This is a genomic window from Paraburkholderia bonniea, assembly GCF_009455625.1.
In the GTDB taxonomy this organism is placed as follows: Bacteria; Pseudomonadota; Gammaproteobacteria; order Burkholderiales; family Burkholderiaceae; genus Paraburkholderia; species Paraburkholderia bonniea.
The window spans coordinates 128,818-145,721 of the sequence record NZ_QPEQ01000001.1 but is presented as its reverse complement, the minus strand read 5'-3'; the positions used below and the strand labels follow the sequence as shown (position 1 = coordinate 145,721).

General features: G+C 61.2%; 15 protein-coding genes. 3 read left to right on the top strand and 12 right to left on the bottom strand.

The window, feature by feature from the left end; translation table 11 throughout:
• Positions 1 to 41: 41 nt before the first annotated feature.
• The 6 genes from GH656_RS00655 to GH656_RS00630 all read right to left on the bottom strand — a co-directional run bounded on the left by GH656_RS00655 (position 42) and on the right by GH656_RS00630 (position 5,433).
• A complete protein-coding gene (locus GH656_RS00655; RefSeq protein ID WP_153074120.1) occupies positions 42 to 704 on the bottom strand; it encodes a UbiX family flavin prenyltransferase in 663 nt (220 codons plus the stop codon).
• Between the two features lie 36 nt (positions 705 to 740).
• Positions 741 to 1,052 (bottom strand): Grx4 family monothiol glutaredoxin, encoded by a 312-nt coding sequence (gene grxD / locus GH656_RS00650; RefSeq protein ID WP_153074119.1) that lies wholly within the window; start codon positions 1,050 to 1,052, stop codon positions 741 to 743.
• A gap of 173 nt (positions 1,053 to 1,225) precedes the next feature.
• Positions 1,226 to 2,074, bottom strand: a complete 849-nt coding sequence (gene prmC / locus GH656_RS00645) for a peptide chain release factor N(5)-glutamine methyltransferase (RefSeq protein ID WP_153074118.1) — start codon at positions 2,072 to 2,074, stop codon at positions 1,226 to 1,228.
• A 28-nt stretch (positions 2,075 to 2,102) separates the two neighbouring features.
• Positions 2,103 to 3,185, bottom strand: a complete 1,083-nt coding sequence (gene prfA, locus GH656_RS00640; protein ID WP_153074117.1) for a peptide chain release factor 1 — start codon at positions 3,183 to 3,185, stop codon at positions 2,103 to 2,105.
• Between the two features lie 164 nt (positions 3,186 to 3,349).
• A complete protein-coding gene (hemA, locus tag GH656_RS00635) occupies positions 3,350 to 4,636 on the bottom strand; it encodes a glutamyl-tRNA reductase (protein WP_153074116.1) in 1,287 nt (428 codons plus the stop codon).
• Positions 4,637 to 4,686: 50 nt separating this feature from the next.
• Positions 4,687 to 5,433 carry a response regulator transcription factor gene (locus tag GH656_RS00630; protein ID WP_153074115.1) on the bottom strand — a complete coding sequence of 249 codons (747 nt, stop codon included), beginning with the start codon at positions 5,431 to 5,433 and terminating at the stop codon, positions 4,687 to 4,689.
• 181 nt (positions 5,434 to 5,614) lie between these two features.
• Between GH656_RS00630 and GH656_RS00625 the strand changes: the two genes are divergently transcribed.
• Both GH656_RS00625 and GH656_RS00620 read left to right on the top strand, forming a co-directional pair.
• Entirely contained in the window at positions 5,615 to 5,869 is a 255-nt protein-coding gene (locus GH656_RS00625; RefSeq protein WP_153076499.1) for a hypothetical protein, read from the top strand.
• A gap of 19 nt (positions 5,870 to 5,888) precedes the next feature.
• Positions 5,889 to 7,703 (top strand): aminopeptidase P family protein, encoded by a 1,815-nt coding sequence (locus GH656_RS00620; RefSeq protein ID WP_153074114.1) that lies wholly within the window; start codon positions 5,889 to 5,891, stop codon positions 7,701 to 7,703.
• Between the two features lie 132 nt (positions 7,704 to 7,835).
• Here GH656_RS00620 and ettA read toward each other — a convergent pair whose 3' ends face one another.
• A complete protein-coding gene (ettA, locus tag GH656_RS00615) occupies positions 7,836 to 9,503 on the bottom strand; it encodes an energy-dependent translational throttle protein EttA (RefSeq protein WP_153074113.1) in 1,668 nt (555 codons plus the stop codon).
• A 501-nt stretch (positions 9,504 to 10,004) separates the two neighbouring features.
• Between ettA and GH656_RS00610 the strand changes: the two genes are divergently transcribed.
• Positions 10,005 to 10,955: a glycerophosphodiester phosphodiesterase family protein gene (locus GH656_RS00610; protein ID WP_153074112.1), complete on the top strand. Its 951-nt coding sequence runs from the start codon at positions 10,005 to 10,007 to the stop codon at positions 10,953 to 10,955.
• Between the two features lie 104 nt (positions 10,956 to 11,059).
• Here GH656_RS00610 and GH656_RS00605 read toward each other — a convergent pair whose 3' ends face one another.
• The 5 genes from GH656_RS00605 to tssA all read right to left on the bottom strand — a co-directional run bounded on the left by GH656_RS00605 (position 11,060) and on the right by tssA (position 16,884).
• The gene (locus GH656_RS00605; protein ID WP_153074111.1) at positions 11,060 to 11,383 is read right to left on the bottom strand and encodes a hypothetical protein; all 324 of its coding nucleotides are present in this window, start codon (positions 11,381 to 11,383) and stop codon (positions 11,060 to 11,062) included.
• 383 nt (positions 11,384 to 11,766) lie between these two features.
• Positions 11,767 to 12,306 carry a type VI secretion system lipoprotein TssJ gene (tssJ, locus tag GH656_RS00600; RefSeq protein WP_153074110.1) on the bottom strand — a complete coding sequence of 180 codons (540 nt, stop codon included), beginning with the start codon at positions 12,304 to 12,306 and terminating at the stop codon, positions 11,767 to 11,769.
• On the bottom strand, positions 12,303 to 13,391 hold the full coding sequence (gene tssG / locus GH656_RS00595) for a type VI secretion system baseplate subunit TssG (protein WP_246184169.1): 1,089 nt from the start codon (positions 13,389 to 13,391) through the stop codon (positions 12,303 to 12,305). Before tssG ends, tssJ begins: the two co-directional genes overlap by 4 nt.
• On the bottom strand, positions 13,388 to 15,214 hold the full coding sequence (tssF, locus tag GH656_RS00590) for a type VI secretion system baseplate subunit TssF (RefSeq protein WP_153074109.1): 1,827 nt from the start codon (positions 15,212 to 15,214) through the stop codon (positions 13,388 to 13,390). Before tssF ends, tssG begins: the two co-directional genes overlap by 4 nt.
• Before the next feature lie 56 nt (positions 15,215 to 15,270).
• On the bottom strand, positions 15,271 to 16,884 hold the full coding sequence (gene tssA, locus GH656_RS00585) for a type VI secretion system protein TssA (RefSeq protein WP_153074108.1): 1,614 nt from the start codon (positions 16,882 to 16,884) through the stop codon (positions 15,271 to 15,273).
• Between the last annotated feature and the right edge of the window lie 20 nt (positions 16,885 to 16,904).

The following is a 16,904-nucleotide window of genomic DNA, read 5'->3' as shown; positions in this document are numbered from 1 at the left end:
TATGGTTCAAGGACGGTTGCCTGTGACCACCCGCGCGGGGCTTAGTCCGGTGTGTCTGGCTGCTCGTGCTCGTGGCTGAGGCTGGCGGCCGCAGCGTCAGGTGTGGCCGCCGTGTTGTGACGCAATCCGGGCCATGCAGGGGAGAGCGCGGGGCCGAGCGCAAACAGGTCTAGCACCCTGGCGACGCTGTGGTCGACCATTTCGTCGATGGATGAGGGGTGGTGGTAAAAGGCCGGCAGTGGCGGAAAGATGATGCCGCCCATTTCGGTGACGGCGGTCATATTGCGCAGATGCGCGAGGTTGAACGGTGTTTCGCGCACCAGCAGCACAAGGCGGCGGCGCTCTTTGAGCGTGACATCGGCTGCGCGCGTGACCAGGTTGTCCGACAGACCGTGCGCGATGCTGGCGAGTGTTTTCATGGAACAGGGCGCGACGATCATGCCGTCAGTAGCAAATGATCCCGACGCGATACTGGCACCCACATCACGCACTGAATGAACGACGTCCGCGAGCGCGTGGACCTCGTTTCTGGACAGCGTGAGTTCGTGCTGAATATTCAGCCAGCCTGCGCCAGAGACGAGCAGATGGGTTTCGATGCCCCCCAGGCGGCGGAGGGTTTCAAGCAGGCGGATGGCGTAGATCGCACCGGTAGCGCCCGTGATGGCGACAATTAGCCGGCGTTTGGGAGTGGCGGCTAATGACATGGGCGAGATTGCGCGGTGCGGTGCAACAGGAAAAAACTACGAAGGAGTGAACAGCTGCTGGAGTTCGCCCGACTGGTACATCTCGGTCATGATGTCCGAGCCGCCGACGAATTCGCCATTGACGTAAAGCTGGGGAATGGTTGGCCAGTTGGAGAAGGTCTTGATGCCGGAGCGGATTTCTTCGTCTTCGAGCACGTTGACGGTTTTGATCTGATCGACGCCACAGGCTTTCAGAATCTGGATGGCACGGCCTGAAAAGCCGCACATCGGAAATTGGGCGCTGCCCTTCATGAAGAGGACGACGGCGTTTTCGTCGACGATTTGCTTGATGCGTTGTTGCGTGTCCATGACTGACCTTGCGTTTCCGGAGTGGGGAAAAGAGTGCGAAATGATAGCGGATTTCGTTGCTGCTGATGTGGCGGTGGTTAACTGGTTTGACTGGGGTTTGACCGCGGAGTGGCCGTGTTGCTAGCGCTCTTGCGAGTATCGCGGGCCAAATTCAGCGCGTGAAGCGTGAAGTGTCAAGCGTGTTTAGTTTTGTGCTTGCCGCCGCTGATGCGTTCGATGCCTGCCAGATCGCGCTGTGAGTGGACGTTGGTAAAACCCCGGGCGGTGAGCAGGGTCCGCACGGCTTCGGCCTGGTCATAACCGTGTTCGATCCAGAGCGCGCCATGCGGCGCAAGCCACGCGGGCGCGCCAGCGATGATCTGGCGGATGGCGCTCAGGCCGTCGGCGTGATCTGTTAGCGCGTTGGACGGCTCGAAGCGCAAATCACCGGTCACCAGATGCGGGTCGTCCGCGGCAATGTAAGGCGGATTGCTGACGATCATGTCAAAGCGCCATCCGGCGTCGTCAAGCGCGTTGTACCAGTCGCCCTGGCGCAGGTGCACAGGCCCGCCAGGGCGGGCTCGGTTGAGTAGCCGGGCGGCATTGCGTGCGGCCACGGCAAATGCCTCGGGCGAATATTCGACGGCCCATATCTGCGCGTCGGGCCGCGTCGCAGCGAGCGCCACGGCGATGGCACCTGTTCCCGTGCCGAGATCCAGAATGCGTGGCCGGGGCACGTTGCTGAGCGCGCCGAGCGCGGTTTCGACCAGCAGTTCGGTTTCAGGACGCGGAATCAGAACCGCTGGTGTCACCTCGAATTCCAGCCCGAAAAACTCCCGCTGCCCCACCAGTTGCGCCACCGGCTCACCCGCGAGGCGGCGTGCTTCCAGCGCGTGAAAACGCATGACCGCAGCGGGTTCGAGCGCTTCGGTGTCGCGCGTGATGAGTTCGGTGCGCCGCCAGCCCAGTGCCGCACCCAGCAGCACGCGGGCTTCGAGCAGCGGCAGCGCGGAGGCGCGGAGCAGGACCGCGATGGTGTCCATGGGGGGCGTCGGCGGCAGCGGCAGCACGTTAATCCGTGTCGCCGAGAGAGGCGAGCAATTCCGCTTGATGTTCGCTAACGAGCGCTGCGATGAGTTCGTTCAGGTCGCCATCCATGATGGCTTCGAGGCGATACAGCGTCAGGTTGATGCGGTGATCCGTCAAACGGCCTTGCGGGAAGTTATATGTGCGGATGCGCTCAGAGCGGTCACCCGAGCCAATCAGGCTTTTGCGCGTGGCGGCTTCCTTGGCGTGCTGCGCCTGGGTTTGCCTGTCCATGATGCGTGCCGCGAGCACCTTCAACGCGCGGTCTTTGTTTTTGTGCTGCGAGCGGTCGTCCTGGCATTCGACGACGATGCCGGTCGGCAAGTGCGTGACACGCACCGCCGAATCGGTCTTGTTGATGTGCTGGCCACCCGCACCGGAGGCGCGAAAGGTGTCGATACGAAGATCTGCCGGATTGATTTCGACTTCGCCGATTTCATCCGCTTCCGGCATCACGGCGACCGTGCAGGCGGATGTATGAATCCGGCCTTGGGTTTCGGTGGCGGGCACCCGTTGCACGCGATGGCCGCCGGATTCGAACTTGAGTTTCGAATAAGCCGCCTCACCCGCGATGCGCACGATCACTTCTTTATAGCCGCCGAGATCCGATTCGCTCGCGGACATCATTTCGACCTGCCAGCGGTTGCGTTCCGCATAGCGCAGGTACATCCGCAGCAAATCGCCGGCGAAGAGCGCAGATTCGTCGCCACCGGTGCCCGCGCGGATTTCGACGAAGATGTTGCGCTGGTCGTTGGGATCTTTGGGCAGCAACATGGTTTGCAGCTCGCTGGAGATGCGCTCCATTTGCTCGCGGGCGGTGCGTAATTCTTCTTCGGCGAATTCGCGCATGGAGAGGTCGGAGGCCAGTTCCTGTGCGGTCGCCGCATCGCCAGCCGCCTGACGCCAGAGCGCGTAATGTGCGACGACCGGACCCAGTTCGGCATGCTCGCGGGTGAGCTTGCGGTATTGATCGAGATTCGCCGTAATGTCTTCGCGGCTCAACAGGTCGTTCAGTTCGGCCAGCCGCGTAGTGAGCTGGTCGAGCTTGTTTTGCATGCTCGTTTTCATCGGGAGGCGGAGCGAGCTCCGGAAAGGACAGCAGATCAGAGGGGCCAGAGAGGCGGCATTCAAGCGCAAAAGGCTGTGTGCTGCGTTTGAGTTTGGAACAGATTGAGCCGCCTGACTCGTGCGGATGAGGGCCTGGTTGCCGATGCCCAGCGCGCGACGCGCAGCTAATGCCCGGAAGATCCCGAGTGGCTGTAGAGCCCGCTCACCAGTTCGATCAGCGTGTCGCGGTTGGCATGGCTGGCGCGGTTGAGCGCATGCGTTGGACCATGAATCAGCTTGTTGGTCAGCGCTTGGGACATGGCTTCGAGCACGGCGGCGGGGTCGTCGCCTCGCGCGAGCATTTTTTGGGCGCGCTCGAGTTCGGCGCGGCGCAGCATATCGGCCTGGGTATGCATGTGACGGATGACGGGAACGATGCTGCGGGCATCGAGCCACTGCATGAAATGCTGTACACGGGTTTCGATGATGGCTTCGGCCTGAGCGACGGCGGCCTGGCGGGACGCGCTGCCTTCGCGGACGATCGCACCGAGGTCGTCGACGGTATATAAAAACACGTCTTCAAGCTGACCTGCTTCGGGCTCGATATCCCGTGGCACGGCCAGATCGACCATGAAAATTGGCCGATGGCGGCGCGCCTTGATTGCTCGCTCAATTGCGCCCAGGCCGATGATGGGCAGCGTGGAGGCGGTGCAGGAAACCACGATGTCGAATTCGTGCAGGCGGGTGGGCAGCTCGGCGAGCGGAATGGCCTGGCCATTAAACCGTCCGGCCAGCCGTGAGCCGCGTTCTGCGGTGCGGTTGGCGACGACTAGTTCGCGTGGTTGCTGGGCGGCGAAGTGAGTGGCGCACAGCTCGATCATTTCGCCCGCGCCGATAAACAACACACGCTGGCTCGAAATATCTTCGAAGATGCGCTGGGCGAGGCGTACTGCGGCGGCGGCCATTGAAACTGATTGCGCGCCGATTTCGGTGGTGCTGCGAACTTCTTTGGCCACCGCGAACGTGCGCTGAAATAGCTGATTCAGATAAGTGCCAAGCGCACCGGCTTCTGAGGCTGTGCGCACCGCGTCTTTCATCTGGCCGACGATCTGGGTTTCGCCCAGCACCATCGAATCCAGCCCCGACGCGACCCGAAACGCATGCCGCACCGCTTCAGATTGCGGCAGCGAATAGACATGGGGGGCGAGTTCGCTAACGGGCAGATTGTGATACTTCGACAGCCAGTGGATCGCGCCTTCGCGGGCGGCCTGGTCGTCAGTGGCGCAGTAGAGTTCGGTGCGGTTGCAGGTGGAGAGAATCGCGGCTTCGGGAGCGGCTTTGGTGGTGCGGCCCAGCCAGACATCCTTGAAGGTGGCGAGGGCCGGTTTGATCTGTTCGAGCGGAAACGCCACGCGCTCGCGCAAAGCGACAGGCGCGGTGTGGTGATTGATTCCGATCGTTAGAAGCTGCATGGTGGGGGGGGTGTTTTTAACCGGAGTTTTTAGCCGGATTTAGCGCGGCATTATAGCGTTTCTGCGATTCTTTCATCCGGTTCACTAATTGATGAGCCGTCGGCATCAGCCGGAAAAACCTCATTCAACTGGTAGCCATAGCCATACAGCGGAATCAGGCTATAGCCATTTTCTGGCCGTAGCTGCAGCTTGGTTCGCAGCCGCGAGGCATGAGTATCAATGGTGCGCGACCTTACGTCACGGCGGCGCGCCCACACGGTTTCAAGAATATGCGCGCGTGAGACGGGCCGTGACAGGTTGACGAACAGCAACAGCCCCAAATGGAATTCTTTGGGCGTGAGCATCGCGTTATGGCCCTGGAACCGCACTTCGCCATGAGCCGTATCGAACACATAGTCGCCAAAGCTGTCGTGGCTCCGGTTAGGTGGGCGGCAGACGCCTGCCCGGCGCAGCAGCGCATCGACTCGCGCCAGCATTTCCGGGCCGCGGACGGGCTTGGCGAGGCAGTCATCGGCACCTGCGTGCAGCAAGCTGACAATTTCGCTTTCGCGTGGCATAGCAAGCAGAACAATGACGGGCAAGCCAGGCAAGATACTGCGGGTATGCGCGATGACATCTTCGGCGGGGAGGTCGCCAGCCCATGCGGCGGTAATCAGAAGATCGAAGGATTCGTTGCTAGTGACCGTGATAAATGGCGTGCTGGCAACAAAATGCCGACACGCATGCCCGCCAGCAAACAGCAGTCGCCCGACAAGTTCTGCGTGGCGCAGGTCAGGCTCGATAAGGGCGATTCGCATGGCCAGTGTGTCAGCACCACGGGCAGGAGGGGCGCTTGCCTTCGCTGATTCAGCCCCCTACACTCGGCCGCTAGGCAGAGTTGCGTCGCGCTGCTTTTTTTAATTTAGAGGCCAAAATGCTAGCCACTTTATTCATCGCTGAATATGAGACAACTCTGAATCTTGCAGAGGTTTGTCGCTGATGGGCTGGATTGGTATCAGTTCGCTGGGGCTGGCGATTGGCCTGGTTGGCTGGTGGTTGCATCCGCTGCGGCGCGCGAGCCGCGCCCGGCTCTGGATGGCATTGCTGGCAGGTGTGCTGGGTGCGGTGCTGGCCAGCATGGCCGGGAATGTCATCGGTCTTTTCCATGACGGCGATACGCTTGAATGGCCGGTTTGCACTGCCGCTGCGCTTATCGCTGTCGCTGTCACGGTTGCTGTGTTATCTCGTCGCTGAACCTGAGCAGGTAAATCCCATGAATGCCCGACTCCCCGAAGCCTCGTCCATTCCTGAGCGTCTGGCGCAGTTGCGCCGCGCGATGGAGCAAGCTGGACTCGACGCTTATCTCGTTCCCTCCGCTGATCCTCATTTATCTGAATATCTGCCCGGTCGCTGGCAAGGGCGTGAATGGCTCTCCGGTTTTACCGGCTCGGCCGGGACGCTAGTCGTCACGCGCACGTCCGCTGGATTGTGGGCCGACAGCCGTTACTGGGAGCAGGCCGCGGCGCAACTGGCGGGGACGGGCATCGATTTGATGAAAATGACGGCCGGACAGCAGTCCCAGCCGCATTTCGACTGGCTGGCGCACAACGTGGCGGCGGGTGGCACGGTAGGGGTGGACGGCGCGGTGCTGGGAGTGGCGGCGGCTCGCGCGCTAGAGGCAGCGCTGGCGGCGCAAGGCGTCAAGCTGCAAACCGGGGTGGATCTGTTTGATGCGGTCTGGCCGCAACGGCCCGCGTTGCCAGCCGATGCGGTGTATGAGCACGTGGCCCCATATGCCAGCGTCACCCGGGCCGACAAGCTCGCCCAAGTGCGGCGCGCGATGCAGGATCTGGGCGCGCAATGGCACTTCATCTCGACCCTGGATGACCTCGCGTGGCTGCTGAACCTGCGCGGTGCGGACGTCACGTACAACCCGGTATTTGTCGCTCACGCCTTGATCGGCCCAGATCATGCCTCGCTTTTTGTGGCACCAGGCAAAGTGCCACCCGCACTGGTTGATGCGCTGGCGCGCGATGGCGTGCGGGTGGAGCCCTACGCTGAGGCCGCCGCAGCATTGGCCGCGCTACCCGCAGGGGCAACGCTGCTAATTGACCCACGCCGGGTCACGTTTGGTTTGCTGCAGGCGGTGCCTGCCGGGGTGCGCCAGATCGAATCGGTTAATCCATCTACTTTTTTCAAGTCGCGCAAAAGCGCCGCGGATGCGGAGCATATCCGGGCGACGATGGAGCAGGACGGTGCGGCGCTGGCGGAGTTTTTTGCCTGGTTTGAAGCGGCGCTGGGGCGCGAAACCATCACCGAACTCACCATCGACGAGCGCCTCAGCGCTGCGCGGGCCCGTCGTCCAGGTTTTGTGACGCTGAGCTTCGCCACGATCGCGGGCTTCAACGCGAATGGCGCGATGCCGCACTATCGCGCGACTCCTGAGTCGCACGCGACCATCGAAGGCAATGGCTTGCTGCTGATTGATTCAGGCGGCCAGTATGTGAGCGGCACCACCGATATCACGCGGGTCGTGCCGATTGGCACGATTACCGATGCGCACCGGCGCGACTTCACCACGGTGCTGAAGGGCACGATTGCGCTGTCGCGGGCACAGTTTCCGCGCGGGATTCGTTCGCCGATGCTCGATGCCATTGCCCGTGCGCCGATCTGGGAAGCCGGAGCGGATTACGGCCATGGCACGGGGCATGGCGTGGGTTATTTCCTGAACGTTCACGAAGGGCCGCAGGTTATTTCGCATTACGCGCCACCTGAAACGTGGACAGCGATGGAAGAAGGCATGATTACGTCGATTGAACCGGGCTTGTATCGGCCAGGTAAATGGGGCGTGCGGATTGAAAATCTGGTGCTCAATCGTGCGGCGGGCAAAACAGAATTCGGTGATTTTCTGGCGTTCGAAACGCTGACGCTATGCCCCATCGACACACGCTGTCTCACGTTGTCACTGCTGCGCGAGGACGAGCGCGCCTGGCTCAATGCGTATCACGCCACGGTGCGCAGGCGTATCAGCCCGCATGTTGCGGGGGAGGCCAAAGCCTGGCTTGAGGCCCGCACGCAACCGGTTTAATACCCGGCTGCGGCGGCTTGGTAGCGCGTTGCAACGGATAGCCGATAACGGATATGTGATGCGTGATGCGCAATAAAAAGCCTGGCAGCGAGTTTGCTCGCTGCCAGGCTTTTTGACCACCCGGTTCCGTGTTTAACGGCTGATGGGTTTGTAGCGCAGACGCGTTGGCCGCGCGGCTTCTTCGCCCAGGCGATTGCGTTTGTCCGCTTCGTATTCCTGGTAGTTACCGTCGAAGAACGTTACTTGAGAATCGCCCTCGAACGCCAGAATATGCGTGGCGATCCGGTCAAGGAACCAGCGGTCATGGGAAATCACCATCACCGATCCAGCAAATTCAAGCAGAGCGTCTTCCAGCGCGCGCAGGGTTTCGACATCAAGATCGTTCGATGGCTCGTCCAGCAGCAGCACGTTGCCGCCCGAGATCAGTGTTTTCGCCAGATGCAGCCGGCCGCGCTCTCCGCCCGACAAACTGCCGACGTTCTTTTGCTGGTCTCCACCCTTGAAGTTGAAGCGGCCAATGTAAGCGCGTGACGACGTTTCGTATTTGCCCACCGTCAGCATGTCAGCGCCACCGGAAATTTCTTCGAACACGGTTTTCGTGCCATCTAATGCATCACGGCTCTGGTCCACATAGGCCAGTTTGACGGTTGGCCCCTGGATGATCTCGCCCGAATCCGGTTGCTCCTGGCCCGTCAGCATACGAAACAACGTTGATTTACCCGCACCGTTCGGACCGATGATGCCGACGATGGCACCTGCCGGAATCTTGAAGCTCAGATCATCAATCAGCAAACGGTCGCCGTATGACTTGCTGACGTTTTTAAACTCGATCACCTCATTGCCCAAACGCTCGCCAGCCGGGATGAAAATCTCGGAGGTTTCATTGCGTTTTTGATAATCCTGGCTGCTGAGTTCTTCGAAGCGCGCGATCCGCGCCTTTGATTTCGCCTGACGCCCTTTGGGGTTTTGCCGTACCCATTCGAGCTCTTTCTTGATTGCTTTCTGGCGTGCCGATTCGGTTGCTTCTTCCTGCTTCAGGCGCTCTTCTTTCTGATCGAGCCAACTGCTGTAGTTGCCCTTCCACGGAATGCCGTGGCCGCGGTCGAGTTCAAGAATCCATTCGGCGGCGTTATCGAGAAAGTAGCGATCGTGGGTGACTGCCACCACGGTGCCCGGGAAGCGTGTCAGAAACTGTTCGAGCCAGTCGACGGATTCAGCGTCCAAGTGGTTGGTTGGCTCGTCGAGCAACAGCATGTCGGGTTTTTCCAGCAGCAGCTTGCAGAGCGCCACACGACGCTTTTCGCCGCCTGACAGATGCTCGATTTTGGCGTCCCATGGCGGCAGGCGCAGTGCGTCGGCTGCCACTTCAAGCTGCTGCTCGGGGCTGCCGCCATCGGCGGTGGCGAGGATGGCTTCGTATTTGGCCTGCGCGGCGGCGAGCGCATCGAAATCAGCATCGGGCTCAGCGTAGGCGGCGTAAATCTCGTCGAGTTTTTTCTGGGCGGAGAACACGTCGCCCAGACCTTCCTCTACCGCTTCGCGCACGGTTTTTTGCGGATCGAGTTGAGGCTCCTGTGGCAGATAGCCGATATTCAGATTGGGCATAGGCGTTGCCTCGCCCTCGATATCTTTGTCAACGCCCGCCATGATGCGGATCAAGGTTGATTTGCCCGAACCGTTCAGACCGAGGACGCCGATCTTTGCGCCGGGGAAAAAAGACAGCGAAATATCTTTCAGGATTTGACGCTTGGGCGGCACGATTTTGCCGACCCGGTTCATGGTGAAGACGTATTGGGCCATTTATCTGTGGTCAGGATGTTGACGCCGCTAGCCATGCGGCCAGGTGGCAGTCGTAGGTGGACGAGGGGTACAGTGTGCAGCGGGCTTGCCTGTGAATGCGTGACAGGACACCGGTTGGCAAGAGGCGCCATTGTACTGCGGGGTGCGAGGGCCGCAGCCGATGAAGGGCGTGACGCTGTGCTTCTGGACGGTATGCAGTAGAAGAAGTCAAGCCTGGCCGCGATGTTCGCTGGGTGGGCCACAAGGTCATCTGACGTTATCTGCTCGAAGGACGGGCAATGGTAAGGAGCGCAGATATAAATACAACGATAACGCCAGTAATAATCCGGTGAGGATTAATTCGGATAAGGTCTACCCCGTTTGATTAATGGTGCTGCCGAAGCCGGGTTGATTTCTGGTGCGGCTGCGGGCGTTTTATCCCGTATCCGGTCACGTTAAATAATCTTGCTCGCCAGTCGTCTATCCAGTTGATTATTTTCAAATTACCAATCAGGAGCTGAGATGCTGCGTTCGTTGTCCATTATTTTTCTGCTGTCCGTAAGTGCATTAACACTTTCTGGCTGTGCGGTGTCCAAGGGCGGACCATCGGCATCGCTGCCACTGATCGTCGCGCATCGGGGCGGCACGGGGGATGCGCCAGAGAACACGCTCGAAGCGATTCGCCAGGCCGTGGCCAACCGTGCTGATGCGTTGTGGCTCACGGTTCAGCTATCCCGCGATGGTGTGCCCGTGTTGTACCGGCCCGCGAGCCTGTCGGATTTGACCAATGTGAGTGGCCCCGTCTCCGCGCGGACCGTCGCCGAGCTTGCGACGGTCAATGCTGGATGGCAATTCAAACAAGTGGATGCGCAGGGCGCGATCACGTATCCGTATCGTCAGACCCCGGTTGGGATTCCGACATTACGCGAAGCCTTGCTGGCGATTCCGGCGAATATGCCGGTCATTCTCGACATGAAAGCGCTACCCGCATTGCCACAAACGCAAGCGGTGGCCGGGGTGCTGGATGAACTGAAAGCGTGGCCGCGGGTGAAGGTGTATTCGACGGAAGCGGATTATCAGCAGAGCTTCGCCGTATATCCCCAGGCGCAGATGTTTGAGCCACGCGATGCGACCCGCACCCGTCTGGTCAAGGTGCTGCTCAATGAAGGCTGCATTGATGCACCTGCTGCGGGAAGCGCCGCAGCGTTTGAGTTACATCGTCCGCTGGCCGTGACCGAGAAATTCACGCTGGGCGAGGGGCGCTCAGAAGTGCGCGCGACGCTTTGGAATCCGGCCACGATGGCCTGCTTCCGGAAAAATCCTGACGTTCAGGTGATGGCGATTGGCGTGAACAATGCCGAGGACTATCGCATGGCGGCGTGCCTGGGAGTGAATTCGGTCTTGGCGGATTCGCCTAAAAATATGGTGCTGGTGCGGCAGCAAATGCCATTGATGCTGCGCTGTGACAAGTAACGCTGAAAGGCGATGCTGATTAGTTGATTAATTAGTTGCTTGAGGGTCGGGTGCAGCGCGCCCGACCCGGAATTCATCGAGTAATAGATGAATTAGATGAAGCTTTAACGTTTAACTTTGCAGCCTTTGTGCTCGTATCGTTTGCCATCATCTATAGCCGTAATGATGGCGCTGTTTCCTTTCGACTCAAGTTCGAAGGTGTCGCTTTTATAGAGTTCTCCAGAGCCTGTTTCTGCGCTTAGCAAAACCGCGCTGTTTCCAGCGCCATCAATAAGAGCGACGTGGTAATCATCGAGTGGGTAAACTTGCGCAGAATAAGAGCCGCCTGAACATGAATAAATCGTTGGCTTAATTCCGGCTGTGGCCGCGCCTGACAAAGTCAAACCAAAAATAAATGAGGCAGATAAAGCAAGGCTAAGTTTTTTCATGAAATTCCTCTTGATCGGAATACATCTTTCAATAAAACCGGATATTTCGGCATGACGTGGTGGAATATTCCATGACACATCCAGATGAAAATCCGGGTTTTTGCGCAGCAGCCTCTTGACCTATAAGTACGGCTGAAGATTCGATTGTCCGCGTTGAAATGCGACCTTCGGTGCTGCGAGCGCAAGCGAAAATTGTCATGAGGATGGTGCCCGGTCTATGAGAGGTTTCTTAATTTTTGGGCGAGTTTTAGGCGGTATTAGCGTATGGCGGCATGCTTCGCGCAAGGCCGTTCATTCCTGGCTGAAATGAGCCGATGAGTTGGGGCGCTGGGCGTGACGTGATTGCTAATGTTCCCGGGAGCTCATGTCATAGGGAAGCCCGCTCAACCGTTTTCCTTCTTCATCTTCCTCAACTCAAGCACGTTATCCCGCACTTCGATTCTGACGGGGCTGGTTTTCTTCCACTGCTGTTTCGGCACGACTAGTTTCCAGACTGCGTTGTCGTCCGTGTTGCGGAAGAAGGCGACCACGCCGACGTATTGCGCATCGGGTTTCATCGGCTCGGTGATGCTGGCTTGGGCATCGGGTTGCAGCACGACGTCATGCGTGGCCAGCAGGTCATCTTTCAGCAGGTTCAGGTCGTGCTGCTGGAGTTGCGTGTAGCTGAGCAGCTCGAATGTGTCCGGGGTTTTGAGCTGGTACAGGCGCACCACGGTTGAGAGCGATTGCCCAGCGTCGCTGGCATTGAGCGCGGCGCGGCTGGCGAGGTCCACCTTCATGGTTTTGACCTGGGTCGTAAAGAGCCATTTCGTTGCGCTCACGGTGCTGTCTTTCACTGCCTGTCCCACGCCGCAGCCGCTCAGCATCGTCATCGTCAGGAGGGCGCACAGCACGGCTGTGCGGTGTCGAACCGGTGGTCTCATGGCGAAGTTCTCTCTATGTTTTGTGTGGCGTTCAGTGGGCCGTTGCCGCCGGGCCAGGCACCCAGATGCACTCGTGTGGATGGGGCGGGTGTGATGCCGGGCGGTGTGGGTTTGAGCTGCGTGGTGTAACCCAGGCGAACCTGCTGTGAACCGAGTTGCTGGGCGGGCATCAGTGCTGCGCTGACGGACATATCCAATTGCGCCTGTGCTTCATAGCCGAGATAAAAGCGCAGCAGCGCCATCACCTCGCTGTGCGAGGTGCCATGCCCGGGGATCAGCCTCAGCATGGCGTCGCGCGTATGTGGCGCGAACACGATGCGCACGGTGTTGCTGCTGTCGTAAAAGCCTCGCCCCAGCAGACAGTTTTCGCCCAGCGGCATCGGCGTGCCTGGCGCGACGGCGATCCATACGGGGTGGAATTCTTCGATGGTGATGCTGGTATCGGGCACGGCGTGCCGCAGCACGCCTGCCAGGCCTTCGGCGGTGCGGGTTTTCTGACTGGCGAGGCCGAGCATCGAGAGCAGCTTGCGTGGGTCCAGTGCCTGAGCTGTTGGTGTTGTGCCAAAGCCGAGGCCGATCAGGCTTAGCAGGCAGCGCGACACGTGATCGCTGCCGTCATGACGGAAGCCCGCTGGATAGCGGTATTTGCGCCAGACGCGGTAGTACTGCGTCAGCACCCGGTGATGGAACAGGTCGAGAAAGCCTGCCAGCGGTTCCGCGCCATCGTGGTTCTGCGCGATTTCATCGACGAAGTACGACGGCATGCGGGCATCGACGCCATACAGCCCGAGAAACGTGGTGCGCACGGTGGGGGTGCGCAGCGGATGCCTGAAATCATACGTAATGCCATCTATCTCCCGACCCGGAAAGCCTAACCGTGCGCGTGAGCGAAAACGCACGGCCTCGTTCGCGGGCGAATCCGTGCTGCCTAGCGCGGGCTGGTCTGGTGCGGCGCGTTCGAGCAGTTCGCAAAAGCGGAAAAAATTCATCTGCGTGGCGTGATGCAGCAACGCGGGCAGGAGCGGGGGCGGTTGGTGCACGGAGGGAGATTCAGCGCTTAGCGCGCTGCGTTCGGGGGCATTCAAAACGGCGCTCCTTCGCCTTTGGTGCTGGGCCACTCGATGCGTCGTCCGGTGGGTTGCGACACGATCACGAGCTGGGTGAACAGGTTGAGCGTGGCGTACAGCGCGAGAAAGCGGTTCAGCATCGCGCCGAACAGTTCGAGATCGCCCTCGCCCGCAAATGCGTGGCTGTTGAGCGTGACTTCGATTTCAACACCACGCTGCAGCGCACCCCTGACGAATTTTTGCAGCAGGCGGTGGCTCACCTGAGTGATGGCTTCGATGCGTCGCCGGTTCAGTTCGCCGTCGCTCCAGTCGTACAGCGCAAGCGCGCCGCGCAGCATTTCCGCATCGAGCAGTGACAGATAGTTCGGGGCGAGATGCGATAGCACGCGCCAGTGGAAACGGTCGGTGGTGGGCGGGTAGACCGGTAGCGTCGGCGCGCTCAGGTTGCGCACGGCGCGGATCTGGCTAAAGCCGCTGCGCATCTGGGTGATGCGGGCGTGGCGCAGGCCGTTGCGCGGCAGCATCCCGTGGGTGCCGGTGACGGATAGCGATAGCGTTTCCTGGGGGAGGGTGGTGGCGTGTTCCCACGCGTGGCCACCGAGCATCACCCAGGTATCGCAGCGCCCCGATGGGCCGCGCCGCATCCGTGTGTGGAAATACCGTTCGGGCATCTGATGGCGCAGCATGCCGCCGCGATGGCGAAACGCGGCGAAGGGCGTGTACTCAAAGCGCGTGGCAGAGGCTGCATCGAGGCCTTCGACCGCATCGACCGAATACACCTCGACTGGGTGGCCGTGGTGGCCGCTGGCCTGCACGCGGTATTCGGTCTCGTGCTGGGTGACGGTTACCGGATCAGCTTCGAGCGGGAACAGGTTGATGACCGGGGTGCAGAACAGGCGCAGGTTGTCGGCAGAAAATTTCATGTCGCTGGGGTAGGGGTGGGCCAGCGTTAGTTCGATATCGAGGTGCGGCACGTTGCCGGGCAGCGTTTGCAGATCAAGCCCGAGCAGGTCGACGAACATGAATTTCTCGGGGAAGGTGAAGTATTCGAGCAGGAGCTGGTAGCCGCCAAACGCGTTGTCGGCCTTGGGCCAGAGGCGTTCGTCGGCAGCGAACCCGGCAGCGGCGAAACGCAGGCCGGGCATCGCCTGGGGCGTGCCAGGGTGGTCGGCGGGATAGCCTGGCACGCGCACCTGAAGCGCATGCGGGGGCGCGGTGAGCGCGGCGTACAGCGCCAGCGCAACCGGGCGCTCGGCGTGCAGATAGAAGCGCAGACGCGGCACACGCAGCGCGTCGCGCCGTGCCTGCGGCAGGATGCCGAGCCGCAGGCGCAGCACAGAGCGGCCATCGTCGCGGGTGACGGCGCTGGCTTCGCTGAGCGTGAGCGGATAAAGATCGACGGCTTGCGTGGTGCGATAGCGGCATTCAACGGGTGGGGCCGCGAGGCCCGATGCCGAGGGCGGCAGCGTGACGGGTTCCGTGGCGGCTTCGAGCCCGGCGGGTAGCACGTCATGCGCCTGTACCGCATCGACGATGGGGCTCAGTTCGAGTATCGCCAGCGAGGGAATCATCCGCAGGTAATGCGGCCAGAGCATGTTGACCAGGCCCTCGGTGAGCTCGGGCAACTCGTCATCGAGCTTGTGGCGCAGGCGGCCCATCAGAAAGGCGAAGCCTTCGAACAGCCGCTCAACGTGCGGGTCACGCTCGCCGGTGCGCTCCAGGTTGAGCATTCCGGCGCGCTCGGGAAACGCTTGGGCGAACTCGGTACCGGCTTCGCGCAGATAGCGCATTTCGGCTTCGTAATAGCGCAGAAGCTCGTTGTCCTGGGTCGGGCTGTGCATAGGTTAGGTGCGGGCTCTCAGGTTGAGATTGTTGGGCTGGTTTTATCCGGCTGGTTTTATCCAGTCAGCGTGACTGCGCGGGCGGCGTCGAGGGCGGTCAGGTCGCTGAGCAGCGTGTCGATCTGCCGGGCCAGCGTGGCGCTGTCGGCATCGCGGCGCTGGGCGCGGGCCTGTAGCAGCCGCAGCCGGTGCTGCTTGGTGTCGAAGGCCAGCGCGGGCTCCCAGGCGCTGAGGTTGAAACGCGCCAGCGTGGTATCGAGCAGCGTGAGCAGATGCAGCGCGGTATCCGGCCGCCCAGCTTGTTCGGCTACCCGCGCCATCACTCGGTGCCAGATGAAACGTTCGCGCTCACCGGCGTTGGCTGACGCGCAGACAGGCAAGCGTTGTAGCCAGGCGAAGGCGGCGTCGAGCCCCTGTTGCGTGGCGATCTCGCTGGCCTGGATTTCGGTTTCGGCCCAGTCGGTACTCGTGCTTGATGTATCAGTAGGGATGCTGATGATTGCCTCGCCCCGTTCGAGGTCGCGCACGCTGGCGTGGCTGGCGATCCAGTCCAGCGTGGCATCGCTGGCGAAGGGGGTGCCGTCAGAGAACGCGAGGCGTTCGAGGCCGGGCAGGCGTTCCAGCATCAGCGCGCAGTCGGTGACAGCGCGCTCGCGTGCATCGGCGTAAACGCCCCCGGCCTTGTGCTGGGCGATGAATGCCTCGTGTTGCAGGTCGAGCCAAAAATGGTTGGCCGCTTCGGCAAACGCCGCTTCGATGTCTTCGAGCAGATCGCCCCACTGCTGCTGCAACAGCAACCGCTTGAGATGCGCGCGCAGTTCGGGGCGCGGGGCAGCTAGCCGGGTTCGGCCGGTTGCGTCATGCGGCGGAAGCTCGGTGAGAAGGTCCCAGCGCGCGCAGCGGATTAGGCGGCAGGCGGGGGCATAACCCTGCGGCTGCGCGCGCAGAAACTGCGCCATCTGGCGTGCCTGGTCGAGCAGATCGCGGCTGGAAGTGAGCGTGCTGAGTGTGCTGATGCCTGCGGACGCGGTGGGCGTGGAGGACGGGCTGGTGTCGGTCTGCTGGTGAGGCTGGCCTGTGCCTGTGGTCGCTGCGGCAGACGTTATCTGGTTGAGGTGGTGCAGCAGCGGGCCTAGCTCGGGTCGTGCGGGGTCGGGCCATGAGGCGAGGCATTCACTGGCCAGCGCCAACGCTGACAGCGTGCGTTCGAGCGGCACGCCGTCGAGGCCGCGCACCCGTTCGAGGCGCTCGGTAAAGGTCGCGCTGGCGAGCCATTCGAGCGCCGCCTTGCGGGCTTCCGTACGCTGTGGCAGCAAGGTTTCGCCAAAGCGCTCAAGCAGCGCCGCGAGTAGCTCGAACCCCTCCGCCACACCCTGTGCGCCGTCGCGGCGCATGCGGCCATAGAGGTAATACACGGCCACGCGTGCGTCTTTCGCGGTGTGCCGCAGCAAGCCTTCGGCCAGTTCGATCACGCGGGTGTCGTCGATCCCCGAGAGCTTGGCGAGCTCCTCTTTGAGCGCGAGAAAGTCGTCGTCGTAGCTGGGGTCGGTGCCTGCCGCTGCGGTGTCGCTGAGCGGTTGCAGCCAGTCGCGCCAGTTCGTCTGTGCCGAGCGGGCCAGCGCGGTGGGAGGATGGGTGCCGGAGAGGGTGCGCAGCAGGTTTGTCAGCATGGCAGGGGTAGAGCACCAGG

Bases quoted from the DNA above. Each gene is read 5' to 3' on its own strand.
- GH656_RS00655 (WP_153074120.1), bottom strand. From the start codon at position 704: ATGTCATTAGCCGCCACTCCCAAACGCCGGCTAATTGTCGCCATCACG.
- grxD (WP_153074119.1), bottom strand. From the start codon at position 1,052: ATGGACACGCAACAACGCATCAAGCAAATCGTCGACGAAAACGCCGTC.
- prmC (WP_153074118.1), bottom strand. From the start codon at position 2,074: ATGGACACCATCGCGGTCCTGCTCCGCGCCTCCGCGCTGCCGCTGCTC.
- prfA (WP_153074117.1), bottom strand. From the start codon at position 3,185: ATGAAAACGAGCATGCAAAACAAGCTCGACCAGCTCACTACGCGGCTG.
- hemA (WP_153074116.1), bottom strand. From the start codon at position 4,636: ATGCAGCTTCTAACGATCGGAATCAATCACCACACCGCGCCTGTCGCT.
- GH656_RS00630 (WP_153074115.1), bottom strand. From the start codon at position 5,433: ATGCGAATCGCCCTTATCGAGCCTGACCTGCGCCACGCAGAACTTGTC.
- GH656_RS00625 (WP_153076499.1), top strand. From the start codon at position 5,615: ATGGGCTGGATTGGTATCAGTTCGCTGGGGCTGGCGATTGGCCTGGTT.
- GH656_RS00620 (WP_153074114.1), top strand. From the start codon at position 5,889: ATGAATGCCCGACTCCCCGAAGCCTCGTCCATTCCTGAGCGTCTGGCG.
- ettA (WP_153074113.1), bottom strand. From the start codon at position 9,503: ATGGCCCAATACGTCTTCACCATGAACCGGGTCGGCAAAATCGTGCCG.
- GH656_RS00610 (WP_153074112.1), top strand. From the start codon at position 10,005: ATGCTGCGTTCGTTGTCCATTATTTTTCTGCTGTCCGTAAGTGCATTA.
- GH656_RS00605 (WP_153074111.1), bottom strand. From the start codon at position 11,383: ATGAAAAAACTTAGCCTTGCTTTATCTGCCTCATTTATTTTTGGTTTG.
- tssJ (WP_153074110.1), bottom strand. From the start codon at position 12,306: ATGAGACCACCGGTTCGACACCGCACAGCCGTGCTGTGCGCCCTCCTG.
- tssF (WP_153074109.1), bottom strand. From the start codon at position 15,214: ATGCACAGCCCGACCCAGGACAACGAGCTTCTGCGCTATTACGAAGCC.
- tssA (WP_153074108.1), bottom strand. From the start codon at position 16,884: ATGCTGACAAACCTGCTGCGCACCCTCTCCGGCACCCATCCTCCCACC.